The organism is Pseudoxanthomonas sp. UTMC 1351, from assembly GCF_040948865.1.
In the GTDB taxonomy this organism is placed as follows: domain Bacteria; phylum Pseudomonadota; class Gammaproteobacteria; order Xanthomonadales; family Xanthomonadaceae; genus Pseudoxanthomonas_A.
In genome coordinates this window covers 80,498-93,300 of the sequence record NZ_JAVGJT010000002.1, presented here as the reverse complement: position 1 = coordinate 93,300, position 12,803 = coordinate 80,498, and the positions used below count along the sequence as shown (strand labels likewise).

General features: G+C 62.9%; 10 protein-coding genes. 3 read left to right on the top strand and 7 right to left on the bottom strand.

The features are described from left to right. The first annotated feature begins 55 nt into the window (after positions 1 to 55). Positions 56 to 1,054 (top strand): polyprenyl synthetase family protein, encoded by a 999-nt coding sequence (locus tag AB6O04_RS01440; RefSeq protein WP_368561842.1) that lies wholly within the window; start codon positions 56 to 58, stop codon positions 1,052 to 1,054. A gap of 115 nt (positions 1,055 to 1,169) precedes the next feature. On the opposite strand, the gene murD is transcribed toward AB6O04_RS01440, so the two are convergent. The 3 genes from murD to AB6O04_RS01425 form a co-directional block, all read right to left on the bottom strand. Further along, on the bottom strand, positions 1,170 to 2,573 hold the full coding sequence (gene murD / locus AB6O04_RS01435) for a UDP-N-acetylmuramoyl-L-alanine--D-glutamate ligase (RefSeq protein ID WP_368561841.1): 1,404 nt from the start codon (positions 2,571 to 2,573) through the stop codon (positions 1,170 to 1,172). Beyond that, positions 2,554 to 3,912, bottom strand: coding sequence for a UDP-N-acetyl-alpha-D-muramoyl-L-alanyl-L-glutamate epimerase (gene murL, locus AB6O04_RS01430; protein ID WP_368561839.1), 1,359 nt, complete (start codon positions 3,910 to 3,912; stop codon positions 2,554 to 2,556). The genes murD and murL overlap by 20 nt, the downstream gene beginning before the upstream one ends. 276 nt (positions 3,913 to 4,188) lie before the next feature. Next, the gene (locus AB6O04_RS01425; protein WP_368561837.1) at positions 4,189 to 6,804 is read right to left on the bottom strand and encodes a bifunctional aspartate kinase/diaminopimelate decarboxylase; all 2,616 of its coding nucleotides are present in this window, start codon (positions 6,802 to 6,804) and stop codon (positions 4,189 to 4,191) included. 78 nt (positions 6,805 to 6,882) lie between these two features. On the opposite strand from AB6O04_RS01425, the gene AB6O04_RS01420 reads away from it, so the two are divergent. Beyond that, positions 6,883 to 7,755: a PhzF family phenazine biosynthesis protein gene (locus tag AB6O04_RS01420; protein ID WP_368561836.1), complete on the top strand. Its 873-nt coding sequence runs from the start codon at positions 6,883 to 6,885 to the stop codon at positions 7,753 to 7,755. Positions 7,756 to 7,786: 31 nt separating this feature from the next. Then, positions 7,787 to 8,665 (top strand): PhzF family phenazine biosynthesis protein, encoded by an 879-nt coding sequence (locus AB6O04_RS01415; RefSeq protein WP_368561834.1) that lies wholly within the window; start codon positions 7,787 to 7,789, stop codon positions 8,663 to 8,665. Between the two features lie 182 nt (positions 8,666 to 8,847). Here the strand turns inward: AB6O04_RS01415 and AB6O04_RS01410 are convergent, their stop codons facing one another. From AB6O04_RS01410 to AB6O04_RS01395, 4 genes are all read right to left on the bottom strand, one after another. Continuing rightward, a complete protein-coding gene (locus tag AB6O04_RS01410) occupies positions 8,848 to 10,518 on the bottom strand; it encodes an amidohydrolase (RefSeq protein ID WP_368561833.1) in 1,671 nt (556 codons plus the stop codon). Positions 10,519 to 10,697: 179 nt separating this feature from the next. After that, positions 10,698 to 11,357, bottom strand: coding sequence for a glycine zipper 2TM domain-containing protein (locus tag AB6O04_RS01405; protein ID WP_368561832.1), 660 nt, complete (start codon positions 11,355 to 11,357; stop codon positions 10,698 to 10,700). Positions 11,358 to 11,395: 38 nt separating this feature from the next. Further along, positions 11,396 to 12,130, bottom strand: coding sequence for an alpha/beta hydrolase (locus AB6O04_RS01400; protein ID WP_368561831.1), 735 nt, complete (start codon positions 12,128 to 12,130; stop codon positions 11,396 to 11,398). A gap of 54 nt (positions 12,131 to 12,184) precedes the next feature. Beyond that, positions 12,185 to 12,619 carry an OsmC family protein gene (locus AB6O04_RS01395; RefSeq protein ID WP_368561829.1) on the bottom strand — a complete coding sequence of 145 codons (435 nt, stop codon included), beginning with the start codon at positions 12,617 to 12,619 and terminating at the stop codon, positions 12,185 to 12,187. Positions 12,620 to 12,803 lie beyond the last annotated feature (184 nt).

Below are 12,803 nucleotides of genomic sequence, written 5' to 3'. Positions count from 1 at the left end.
GGACTTCTCTGGCCGTCGGGCCTTATAATTCAGGCACTTCCCCCAAATCGCCCGCATGTCCGTCGTCGAATCCCCCCGCCCCGTCCTGGCCCTGTCGCATATCCAGTCCCTAGCCGCGCCGGACATGGCGGCGGTCGACGCCCTGATCCGGGCCCGCTTGGCCTCGGATGTGGTGCTGATCAACCAGATCGCCGACCACATCATTTCCGCCGGCGGCAAGCGGCTGCGACCCATGCTGGTGGTATTGGCCGGACGCGCCTGCGGTCCGGCCATCGCCGATCATCATCAGTTGGCGGCCATCATCGAGTTCATCCACACCTCCACCCTGCTGCACGACGACGTAGTGGACGAGTCCGACCTGCGACGCGGCCGGAGCACGGCCAATGCGCTATGGGGCAACGCGCCCAGCGTGCTGGTGGGCGACTTTCTGTATTCACGCAGCTTCCAGTTGATGGTCGAACTGAACCGTATGGAGGTGATGCGGATCCTGGCCGATACCACCAACCGCATTGCCGAAGGCGAGGTACTGCAGCTGCTGCATGTGCACAACCCCGACACGGACGAGGCGACCTATCTGCGGGTGATCGAGCGCAAGACCGCGGTGCTGTTCGCGGCAGGGACCCAACTGGGAGCCCTGGCTTCCGGCGCCGACCCGGCTACCCAGCGCCAGCTTTACGACTACGGGATGAACTTGGGCTACGCCTTCCAGATTGCCGATGACGTGCTGGACTACACCGCCGACGCCGCCGACCTGGGCAAAAATCTGGGCGACGATCTGGCCGAAGGCAAGGCCACGCTGCCGCTGATCCACGCCATACGGCAATCGGACAGCATTATCGCAAACCGGCTACGCGACATCGTCCGAAGCGGCGACGCCGACGCCATGCCGGAAGTTCTGACAGCCATCCGAGCCACCGGCGGGCTGGAATACAGCCAACGCCGCGCCAGCGAATACGCGGCTAGTGCCGAACAGGCGCTGGATGGGCTCCCTGAGAATGACGCCATGGCAGCGCTTCGAGGACTGGCGCGTTATGCGGTGGAACGCAGGCACTGAGCTGCGTTGATTCTTTACCTTCCGTAGGAGCGCCGTCTCGGCGCGAGCTCTTGCTGTCAAACCACGATAGAAGCAAGAGCTCGCGCCGAGACGGCGCTCCTACAGAAGGACAGCGTTAGGCGATTCCTAACCCAGGGATCGAAGAAATCGTATCCGGGTCGAATCCTGCGATCTCCGCGAAGTGCCGGCCGCGTGCCACGTAATCCTTGTACTGTCCAAAACTTGGCGCGCCGGGCGAGAGCAGGATCACGCCTCTTCCCTCAAGCAACCGACGCGCTTGCGCCATCGCTTCGACCAACCCATTCGCGGCTGCAAGCTGGAAACCGCCCACCTGCACCAATGGCTCCAACAATGCATGGATGCGCGCCCCATTGGCGCCCATGGTGACGATGACCGCAGGCGGCTGCTCACGCATTCGAGCGGCAAAATCTTCCCAATCCAGCCCCCGATCATGGCCGCCCAACAGAATCGCGACGCGGTGGGAACGGAAGCAATCCAGCGCCGCTAGACTCGCGTGTGGTGTCGTACTGATGGAATCGTTGACGTAGACAATGCCGTCGCGCTCACCGACGGTCTGCAGGCGATTGGGCAACGGCCGGAAAGACTGGGCGGACATCGCCAGCGGAGCGGCTTCAATGCCAACCGCCTCGATAGCCGTCAGCACCGCGCACAGATTGCTGCGGTTGTGCCGGCCTGGTAGTGGCACCGTGGTGGTATCCAGGACAAAGCGTTCGGCTCGGTACAGATCATCACCACGCAAATGCCAGCCATCCTCGCGGTTGAACCAGCGCACTTCGCTATCAGGCAATACAAGCCGCGCAAGATGAGGGTCGGCGGCATTCAGTGCCGCGACACGCGGCCGCGCTCCTGTCACCAAGGCCAGCTTGTCTTCGATATAACGTGCTTCTCCGCCGTGCCAGTCCAGATGCTCGGGAAAGACATTCAGCACCACCGCCACATCGGGATGGACCCCGCTGATCGCGACGTCACGAGTCTGATAGCTAGACAGCTCGATCGCCCAGTAATCCGGAGCCGGTTGCGGCTCCAGCACTTCCAACAAAGGCAGGCCAATGTTGCCGGCCAATGCGGTTCGAAAGCCGCCCGCGCGCAGTAGATGCGCTAGCAGCGAGGTCGTGGTGCTTTTGCCTTTTGTGCCGGTAACGCAGAAGGTCCCCGGCGCGTATCCGGCCGCATCGCCATGTTCGCCGAACCACAACGCCGTACCGCCGATGAAGCGCGTACCTTTTGCCGCCGCTTCCAATGCTTCGTGTCGGTAAGGACTGATGCCCGGCGACTTCACCACCACATCGAACGCCGATAGCGTGGTTCCATCGACGCGGGTCTCCGCCTTCAGGAGGGCGTCCTGCAACGCCACGGTTTCGGCAGCTTCCTCCGCATTGCAGAACAGTGTCAGCGGCAGCGCGGGAAGGCGTTGGCGGATGGCATGGTAAGCAGCGCGCCCTTCGCGGCCCCAGCCCCACAACGCGACACGGTGACTATCAAGCTGCGAAATTCGCACGCAGGCGCTCCCACAGCGCAGCGGGGATGCGATGTTCGCCGGTGAGCTCCAGCAAGGGCGCGGTCTTGAGTTCCGACACATCCAACTGCGGCCGGATTTCCTGATTAAAGCGTGCGACCAAGGCGTCTTCCCGCCACTCTGGACGCTCACCCAAGGCGGCCATCGCAGCGCGCGACTCCTGGCCTTCGCCCACGCACTCGAACGGCTTGTGATCCTGGTATTCCAATAGCGCGTCGAAACCGCCTACTTGCGAGACATCGTCCAACACGTTGCGCCCGAAAATGCTGACCAGTCGCGGCTTGGGCATGAACGGCGCCAGCGCCAGGAAGACAAAATGGCATTTGGGGCAGACGCCGCACCAGCGGTTGACCGGGCGTTCGCCGAGAATGTGGAAGTTACGGTTGCAGCTGGAAAAATGCGCGTCGTAGTGATCGGTCTTGGCGAACTGACGCGCGACCGCCAGTTCCGACAGCGGACGCAGCAATGAGTAGTAGTGAAGATCGGCGGCGACATGCGTTTGCACATACTCGCCAAAGATCTGTTCGAACGTCCAACCTTTCGACCACTGATGGTTCACTTCGCCGGTACCGGGAATCATGCTGCCGTAGCTGGCGGAACGTTCGTTGGAGAACACCACCTGATTCGCACCGTGCAGCACCGCGGCCAGCACCAGGATCGCGGAATTGATCGCCGTCACCGGAATGTGACCGTTCCAGGCACCCTGGCGATTGAACTCGAAAAGCTCGGGCGCCAATGCGCGGCCGACGTTCAACGTGGGCAGTCCCGTGCGCGCCGCGCAGACGGAGATCAATTGCGAACCTCCTATCCATGCAACCGTCTGCTCCACATCGGCCGAACGCAGCGCTTCGATGCTGACCAGCGAATCCTTGCCGCCGCCGATGGCCACCAGGGCGTGCTGGCGCAACCCTAATGCCGCGGCAGCGGGCGCGACTGAGGACTGGCTCACGGGAAAGCGAATTCGGCCATGCAGGTTCAAGCCATTGCGATACGCGAACTCGCCCAGTCCGTGGACATAGGTTTGCTCCAGCAGCACCGCGGTAGCGGAATCGATGGCGTAGCCGTCAATGCGTATTTCAGCGGGTACCGCGGCCTTGTAGTAACTGACGCCGGTGATCAGATGCAGCAGGCGCAACGCGCGTTGCGCGGCGGCTTCTTGCTCAGCATTCAACGCGAAGGGCGCGCCTGGGATAGTGACGGTCTCCGTCAGTTCCGGGCCATCGTCGAAGGCGTAGACCAATCGCGCCACGCCCGTCTCCGCGTCGAGTGAACACCGGGCGAAGCGGAACGACTGAATCTTGGTTTTATCGAAATTGATCATGATTACCTGTGGTGACACGCAACTGGCGGCGCAAGTGTGGTGTCCCGCAAATAGCTTGCCTATATGACGCCGTGCATTGGCCCCCGAGCCAAGGCGCGAGGAGAAGGCATAGCGGAACTATGGTGACGACGAGCAACGCAGGATCGGGGGTCAAGGCCAAGTCAGATAGGTAAGCTATTTGTGGGACACCGCACTATTGGCGGCGGCAGAAGAAAACAATGAAGCCCAGCGCAAGCGCCGCAATCAATTGCGACGCCTTGAAACAGGGAAGCGGTTTCAGGTTCCAGCGTCATCAATCACATCCTCCGCCGGCAACGCGCGCAGGTTGTAGGTGTTTGCCATGGAATAGCCATAGGCACCAGCGTCGGCGAACAGCAGCACGTCGCCTTCGGCCGTGGCGGCTGGAAGACGCCGACGCTTTCCGAACACATCGCTGGATTCGCAGATCGGTCCGACCACATCGAACGCGATTTCAGTCTTATCGTCCAAACGGCTCAGGTTGGCCACATCGTGCCAAGCGTCGTACAGCGCCGGCCGTATCAATGCGTTCATGCCCGCATCGGCACCGACCCGGCGAATGCCTTCCTTGTCCACTACCTGGGTGACATGGGTCAGCAGCACGCCCGATTCCGCTACCAGATACCTGCCTGGTTCGACGATCAGTTGATATCCCGGGTAGGCAGCCTTGATCTCCGCCAAACCGGCACTCCAGGCCCCCAGATCGAAAGGCTCATCGTCGGCGCTGTAGGGAATGGGCAAGCCGCCGCCGATATCGATGCTTTGGATGCTCCCAATCTGATCGGCAATGCCGCCCAGTTCATCGCAGACCTGACGCCAGTGCTGCGGCGTTTCCACGCCGCTGCCCAGATGTGCATGCAAACCAATGATGTGGCTATCCAGAGATCTGGCCTGCGCCAGGAACTCTTCTAACCGCGCCAATGGCAAACCGAACTTGGAAGTCTTGCCGCCCGTCTTGACCTTGTCGTGGTGGCCATCGCCGCGGCCCAGATCGATGCGTAGCCACAGGCTACGGCCGCGGAACAGCTCTGGCCACTGACGCAATGCTTCCACGTTGTCCAACGTGACGATAACGCCGCGAGACAACGCGAACTCGTATTCGGCGCGCGGCGCGAAACTTGGCGTGAACAGCACATCCTGCGGCGCCAACTCAGGCACGGCTTCGAACACCCGCTCCAGTTCGCCCTGCGAGACGCATTCCAGGCCGAAGCCCTCCTCAACCAGAGTGCGCAGCAGCACCGGGTGAGAGTTCGCCTTGATTGCATAGAATCGTCGATCGATGGCACTAATCGCGGCTAAGGCACGAGCACGTGCGCGGACCGTCGGCAAATGATAGACGTAGCGCGGCGTATCGGCCTGTGCCAATGCAAGCAGTTGCGTACGCTGCGCCTGGCCATGCCACCACGGCGTGCCGCGGTGACGGACGGCACCGTTGATTTCGCGCCAACGCGGACCAAACACGCTGGTCTCTTCCACCGGCATGGCGTCGCTGTCGATCAATGCCGCGTGCAGCACTGGCAGCAGGCCGTCGGCATCGGCCTCGTCGATCACGAAGGTCAAGTTGAGGTCGTTGGACGATTGCGAGATCAGATGCACGCGTTCGCGTCCGAACATCGCCCACACGTCCGACAACTTATGCAGCAACGATCGCATGCCGCGGCCGACCAGGGTAATGGCCGTGCACGGCGCGATCACCTTGACTCGGCAGATCTCGGAAAGGTCCGCCGACAATGCAGCCAGCACGTCGGTATTGAGCAGATTCTCGCTGGGGTCCAGCGATACGGTGACGTTGGTTTCAGACGAACCAATCAAGTCCACCGACAGGCCGTGCTTCTTGAAGCGCGCGAACACATCCGCCAGGAAGCCCACCTGCTGCCACATGCCGATGCCTTCCATCGACACCAGCAAGATGCCGTTGCGGCGGCTGACAGCCTTCACACCGGGTACCGTCAGCGCACCGCCATCGATGCTGGTGCCCGGCAGGTCCGGACGCTCGGTGTCCAGGATCGCCATCGGCACACCGGCGTCGCGGCAGGGCTTGATGGAACGTGGGTGCAGCACCTTGGCGCCGGTGGTGGCGATTTCCTGGGCTTCGTAATAATCCAGCCGCGTCAGCAGGCGCGCGTCCGGCACTTCACGCGGATTGGCGCTGAACATGCCGGGCACATCGGTCCAGATTTCCACCCGCTGCGCGCCCAACAACGCACCGAAATACGCAGCGGACGTGTCCGAACCACCCCGTCCCAGCACGGCAGTACCGCCGTCTTCATGGCGCGAGATAAAACCCTGGGTCAGCAACATGCGCGTCGGCTGTTCGCGGAATGCGCGACTCCAGTCATCACTCGCCTGGATGCCGCACGACACCGACAACCGCTGCGCCCATGCGCTCTGATTCGGCAGGATGCTGGCTTGCAGCCAATTCCGCGCATCCATCCAACCGAAATCCAAACCCTGCGCGTGCAGGTAGGCGGCACCCAAGGTGGACGAAAGCAGTTCACCTTGTGCCAGCACTTCGGCTTGCCAATCCAGCGTACGCGTCGTGGCGCGCGGATCGGTCAGCAAACCGCGCAACGCCGCCAGGCGTTCGCCGAGCACAGCATCCGGATCCAATTCCAGTTCGGCGACGAAATCGCGATGCCGTTGTTCCAAGCCGGCGACACGCGCCGTGGCGTCCGTTGCGCCATCGGCAATCGCGGTCAGCTCATTGGTGACGCCGGACAATGCCGACACCACAACGAGCACTCGCGCCTCGTTTTCCTCCGCCCGTTTTTTCGCCAAGCGGCCAATCGTGTCCCAGCGGTGACGACGCGACACCGAGGTGCCGCCAAACTTGAGGACGATCCAACGATCGGAAGCGGTAGAGGCAGAAGGCATGGATAGAATGGGGGCTTGCCCGACCTTCGGGCGTGAACCTTCGATTCTAAACGAAGCGCTTGCCTAAAGACTCCCCGGATGACCTCGCATCCCTACTTGCAACTCGATGTCTTCGCCGACCGTCCCGGCGCGGGCAATCCTTTGGGCGTGGTGTTCGATGCCGGGGACCTGGATACCGCCACCATGCAGGCTTATGCCGCTTGGGCGAACTTGTCGGAAATCGTTTTCTTCCTACCTCCCACCACGGCCGAAGCCGACTATCGCGTACGCATATTCACTCCCCTTCGGGAGCTGCCCTTCGCGGGCCACCCCAGTGTCGGCGCCGCCTGGGCGGCGTTGGATGCCGGTCTGGTCCGCGGGAAGCAGCAACTGATACAGGAATGCGCGGCCGGCCTGCTGCCTGTGCGCGTTGATGACACAGGTCCACAACGCAAGATTCATATCCGCGCGCCGCGCGCGCAGGAAGTGGCTGGCTCCCAGCACTACCGCCCAGAGATCGAAGCGGCTTTTGCCGGCATACCGCGCGGCGCCCTGGCGCCGGCGCTGTGGGACAACGGCCCCCACTGGTGGCTGGTCGAGCTGGCCAATGCGGGGACGGTTCGCGGGTTCACGCCGGACTATGCGCGTATCGGCACGATTACAGCGCCGAGCGATGCGGTGGGGTTGGCGGTATTCGCGATGGCCAACGCCAAGGACCATCAGCTCACCTTGCGCGTCTTCTGTCCCGGCGATGCTGTTCCGGAAGACCCCGTCACTGGCAGCGCTAATGCCTGCATCGCCGCGGCGCTGCTGCAGGCCGGCCGCTTACCTGGAACAGGCCGGCACTATGTCGCCAGCCAGGGCCGCGAACTGGGCCGCGATGGGAAAATCGAAATCGCCATTGATGACGCGGACAATGTGTGGATCGGCGGACAGGTACAGCCGATCATCCGCGGCAGCGTGAATTGCTAAGCTGCGCGACCCCACTGCGCAAACTCCTCTCATGACCGCACGCCGTTTTGTCCAACTCGATGTCTTTGCCGACCGCCCTGGTGCAGGAAATCCGCTGGCGGTGGTATTGGACGGAGGCGGGCTCGATGATGCCACCATGCAGGCCATCGCCCGCTGGACGCGCCTGCCGGAAACCACGTTCGTGTTCCCCGCCACCACGGCCGAAGCCAGCTACGCGATCCGTATGTTCAGTCCACGCCGTGAAGTGCCCTTCGCCGGCCATCCCAGCGTTGGCACCGCGCACGCCGTGCTGGACGCTGGCTTGGCCATCCCGCGCGACGGCGTGCTGGTTCAGGAAGGTATTGCCGGCCTGCTGCCGTTACAGGTGGAAGGCGAAGGCTCAACGCGCACCATTGCGGTGCGCACACCGCGCGCCAAAGTAGTGGAAATCGGCGCCCCAGACCGGAACGAACTGCTGCGCGGTGCATTGCAAGGCCTGATCGCTGGCGCGCTTCGTCCCGCACTGGTCGATGGCGGGCGCCGGTGGTGGCTAGCGGAGCTACAGGACGAAGCCAGCCTGCGCGCGGCTTCGCCAGACTGGACAGCGATCGCGGCGTTGGCGCGGGCGACGGACAGCATGGGCGTATGTGCTTATGCGCGCGCCAGCGGACAACCTTACGATCTGGCGGTGCGCGCTTTCGTCGGTGCGCCCGCTGCATTCGAGGACGCGGCTTCGGGCGCTGCCAATGCCACGCTTGCTGCGTGGCTGAAGTCGCAGAACGCTCTGCCGGGTGGCCGCGACCGGTATGTCGTAAGCCAAGGCCGCGAAGTCGGTCATGACGCGTTACTGCAACTGCACGTGGATGCCAAAGGCGAGGTCTGGTCGGGTGGGCAGGTGCAAACGGTGGTGAGCGGGCATATCCGTTGGTAATTTCGGTTTCACCCCGGATTCGCGGCCGCCGGAAAGTCTTGGCTCACTCATCTTCGGTAGGAGCTCCATGGGCGTCCTTCCCGTCAGGTCACGATAGAAGCTAAAGAGCGATTGAGCCCTCCCTATTGTTGTTCGCCATACGGACGCGCTGCGGCGCGTTCCTGATAGCGCGCAACGGGTGGCTATCGAGGCGCGGCTTGGAATACAGGTTTGCCGTCGACCCACGTGGATCGGATGTGCAGTTCGTCGAGCCCTCCCGCCGGGATCGCCAGCGGATCCTCGTCCAGGACCACGAAATCCGCGCGCAGTCCTGCCACCAGCCGCCCTACTTCGTCTTCGTCGAACCCCGCATACGCGGCATCGGCGGTGAAGCCGCGCAAGGCTTCGGCCGTGGTCAACCGTTGGTCCGGCTTCCATCCCGCCGGTGGTTGACCTGCTCGATCCTGTCGCGTCACCGCGGCATGCAGCCCCAAGCGCGGATCAGGCGATTCGACCGGAAAATCGGAACCCAACGCCAAGCGTGCACCGCTGCCGAGGAAACGCCTCCATGCATAGGCACCCTTGATGCGCTGTGGCCCGATGCGATCCTCTGCCCACGGCATATCCGAGGTGGCATGGGTAGGCTGCATCGAGGCAATCACACCTAGCGATGCGAAACGCGGAATATCGTCGAGCGCAACGACTTGCGCGTGTTCGATGCGCCAGCGGTGGTCGCTGTCTTTCGTATTTCCTAGGACACGCGCATAGGTGTCCAACACAAGGCGATTCCCGCGATCGCCAATGGCGTGGGTGGCTACCTGCACACCGCACTTTTTGGCTTTGCGCACGGCCGATTCGAATGCGGCCGGCTGGGTAAGCAACAGGCCGCGATTGCCGTGGTCGTCGCTGTAGTCTTCCAGCAGGGCCGCACCGCGGCTGCCCAGCGCGCCATCCATGTAGAACTTGACGCCACGCATCTGCAGGCGCCCGCTTTCGTGGCGATAGAGTCCCTGGGCGCAGAGATCGGCCAACGCAGCACTATCGGCATCAGCGTAAGCGCTCAACCGTAGTGGCAAGCGGCCGGCGTCGGCAAAACGCTTCATCAGCGCAAGGTCGTCCCGCGATACGCCCATGTCATGGACGCCGGTCAGGCCATGCCGCACGGCCATATCCAACGCTTTGGCAAGCGCCTGCTCGCGCTGGGCTTCATCCGGCGCAGGGACTGCGGCATTCACCAGCGCCATCGCCGCGTCGACCAAGACGCCGGTAGGCTGGCCGTTGATACGTTCGATACGCCCACCCCCTGGCTGCCAATCACCCGTGAGCGGCTTGTCCGATCTTGCGGCAGCGGCACGCAAAGCAGCCGAATTGGCCCAGCCCGCGTGACCATCGACGCGTTCCAGCCAGACCGGGCGTTCCGGGAAAGCGGCGTCCAGATCCGCCGCACTCGGGAATGCCTTGCCTGGCCAGTCGTTCTGATCCCAACCGCTTCCCAATAGCCATGCACCCGCGGGCAGCTGCTTCTCGTAGGTCTTCAGGCGTGCGATCACTTCGGCCTTGTCGCGCGCACCCACCAGGTCCGCACGTATCAATGCATAACCCAGCCCCATCACATGGCCGTGCGCATCGACCAGACCCGGAATCACCGTCTTACCTGTCGCCTCGATTCGCCGAGCGTCCGGGTAACGGGCCAATAATTCATCCGAATCCCCCACCGCAAGCAGGCGCCCTTCCTGGTCCCAGGCGATCGCCTCGGCAATGGGAAGCCGCGGGTCGGAGGTATGCACACGTGCCGCGGTCAGTACCTGCACCTGTGTGGCCCACGTGCTTGCACTAGCCAGGCACAACGCAGCAATCCCCACCAAAAAGCGCATATGGAGCTCCTCTTCACGATCGACCGGGACTATGCGCGCGCCGTCGCGGACCGGCAACCCCCGTGGTTACAGTTCCCAAACGAACATAAGTCTCGAAACGAACATGGGGCTCAAAACAAACATGGAGCCTTGCGGCCCCATGTCATGGATGTTGCGGAAGTCGGTGCTTGTGCCCGCGGTCACTCCGGCCGGACATCCACCCGCACGCGGATCCGGTCGCCGGGATGATGGTCTGTGCGGGTGTGGTATGTACGGCCCGCATACTCGTACGTCACGTCATAACCGGCGACACGACCATCACCATAGTGGTCGCTGTAGCCACCGCGTCCGCTGGTGGGCACCGGATCGCAGACCCGCACGGTGCCCTGTTGCGTTTGGCGGTTGCGCTGAGAGCTGTTGTAGATGGATCGTCCGGCCATGCCGCCCACCATGGAACCTACCGCCGTTCCAACGTAACGGCCGCTACCCTCGCCTACTTTGCTGCCCAGCACGGCACCGGCGATGCCGCCGATGACCGTCGCGACGGTCCTCCCGGTTTCACTACCGCCGCTGCGGTAGCCATCGTCCCGGTAGTAGTCGTCTCCGCGGTAGTCTCCGCCGTTCGGGTAATAGCCGTCGTCGCGTGCATAGACATCATCGGCCTGGCGGTAATAGCAACGTTGCGAATTGACGGAAGTGTCGCGATAACCATCGGATTCGATGATCGGATCGACCCGTATCACTCGCGCATAGTCGTATTGCGCGCCATAGCCGGAACCGTAATAGCCTGACGATTGCGCACTGGCACTCGTGGAAGCAAGCAGTCCCGCGGCAAGCAAAACGGCGGAAAAATAATTCATGACGGGTCTCCCCGCGCCGGATCAGCGCAATCGCATCGTCAGGCCAGCGCCGTTAAAGCAGTCTGAATTCCGCCCGCCGCCCCTTTCCTGTTTAGCCATGCGACAGTTTGTCCGGCGATGGCAGCCGCCGTGTGACTCAGTAGAGGTCCCGCATGGCTGATCGAACCCGTTTGCACCACCTCGGCACACCACGCGGACGCGATTCTTACGGAAAGCGGCGGCGGTACGTCTTCATCGTTGCTGGAAACGACGAACAACGTTGGGCATCTGGGTGCCTCAGCCTGGATACCGGCATAGGCCTGGCGCAAGACCGCACCAGATTCATCGCGCCAATGCCGGAATGCATACAACGCGGTCGCCTCGTCGGAATCCGGCAGCGAGCGCAAAGTGGAAACCAGCCGCGCATTGTTTCGCCACGGCACAATCGTCGGCCAATCACGCGGCGGCAACTCGCGGTGCCAGGGCGCGGGCGGCAGAGCATTCACCAGCACCACGGCATCGGCCAGGTCGGCGACACGCATCGCCACCAAACCACCGAGGCTGGCGCCGATCACCACGCGCGGAGAACGCAGCACCGACAGCGCGGCCCGCATTTGCGCTTCGTAGTCGCCGAAGCGCGTTGCGGCCAGACCTGCAGCGGATGGCTGCAGGTCCGGTGCGCAAACGTGGATACCGTTAGCTCGCAACACGCCGCGCCAAAGATTCCATTCCCAGCCGCCACCGCCAGCGCCATGGATGAGCAGGGCCGAACGGATGGATGTCGTGCGCGGCATCAACTCACAAGTCACGAACCACCGTCAAACGGATGGTTCGATTGACTAGTTCCCTCAGAGCAAGGTCGCTTCCAGCGATACCGGCACCGACAGCGCGCGCGAGATCACGCAACCCGCCTTGGCTTGTTCGGCAATTTCCTTGAACTTCCCCTCGTCGATCCCCGGCACACTGGCCGAGACGATCAACTTGACGCCAGTCACCGTCGGGCCCGGATCCATGCCCGGCTCCATCGTGGCTTCGGCACGGGTCTGGATTTTTTCCGGGGTGAACCCCGCTTTGCCCAGCACCGCCGACAACGCCATGCTGAAACAGCCCGCATGCGCGGCCGCCAGCAGTTCTTCCGGATTGGTGCCTTTCTCGTCGCCAAAGCGCGTCTTGAACGAATAGTTCTGGGCGTCGAACAGGCCACTTTGCGGCGTCGAGATGGTTCCCTTGCCAGCTTGCAGGTCGCCATTCCATACCGCATCGGCATAACGTTTCAAAGCCATGGTCACATCCTCGGGTCAGGGGGGAACGCGCAGCTTACACCGGCCGATGTTCACGCCGGGCATATCTCAGCAGGTAGCCGCCGGTGCCGTGGCGCCCTGTGTCCGGCACAAGGAAGAGCGAGAAAGCACATGCCGATACATTCCCCAAGCTGCGGCGCTGCACCGGGTGCGTGGCGGCGTGGGC

Excerpts from the sequence above, each read along its gene's own strand:
- AB6O04_RS01440 (WP_368561842.1), top strand. The coding sequence starts at position 56 with ATGTCCGTCGTCGAATCCCCCCGCCCCGTCCTGGCCCTGTCGCATATC.
- AB6O04_RS01405 (WP_368561832.1), bottom strand. The coding sequence starts at position 11,357 with ATGAATTATTTTTCCGCCGTTTTGCTTGCCGCGGGACTGCTTGCTTCC.
- AB6O04_RS01400 (WP_368561831.1), bottom strand. The coding sequence starts at position 12,130 with ATGCCGCGCACGACATCCATCCGTTCGGCCCTGCTCATCCATGGCGCT.
- AB6O04_RS01395 (WP_368561829.1), bottom strand. The coding sequence starts at position 12,619 with ATGGCTTTGAAACGTTATGCCGATGCGGTATGGAATGGCGACCTGCAA.
- AB6O04_RS01410 (WP_368561833.1), bottom strand. The coding sequence starts at position 10,518 with ATGCGCTTTTTGGTGGGGATTGCTGCGTTGTGCCTGGCTAGTGCAAGC.
- murL (WP_368561839.1), bottom strand. The coding sequence starts at position 3,912 with ATGATCAATTTCGATAAAACCAAGATTCAGTCGTTCCGCTTCGCCCGG.
- AB6O04_RS01425 (WP_368561837.1), bottom strand. The coding sequence starts at position 6,804 with ATGCCTTCTGCCTCTACCGCTTCCGATCGTTGGATCGTCCTCAAGTTT.
- AB6O04_RS01420 (WP_368561836.1), top strand. The coding sequence starts at position 6,883 with ATGACCTCGCATCCCTACTTGCAACTCGATGTCTTCGCCGACCGTCCC.
- AB6O04_RS01415 (WP_368561834.1), top strand. The coding sequence starts at position 7,787 with ATGACCGCACGCCGTTTTGTCCAACTCGATGTCTTTGCCGACCGCCCT.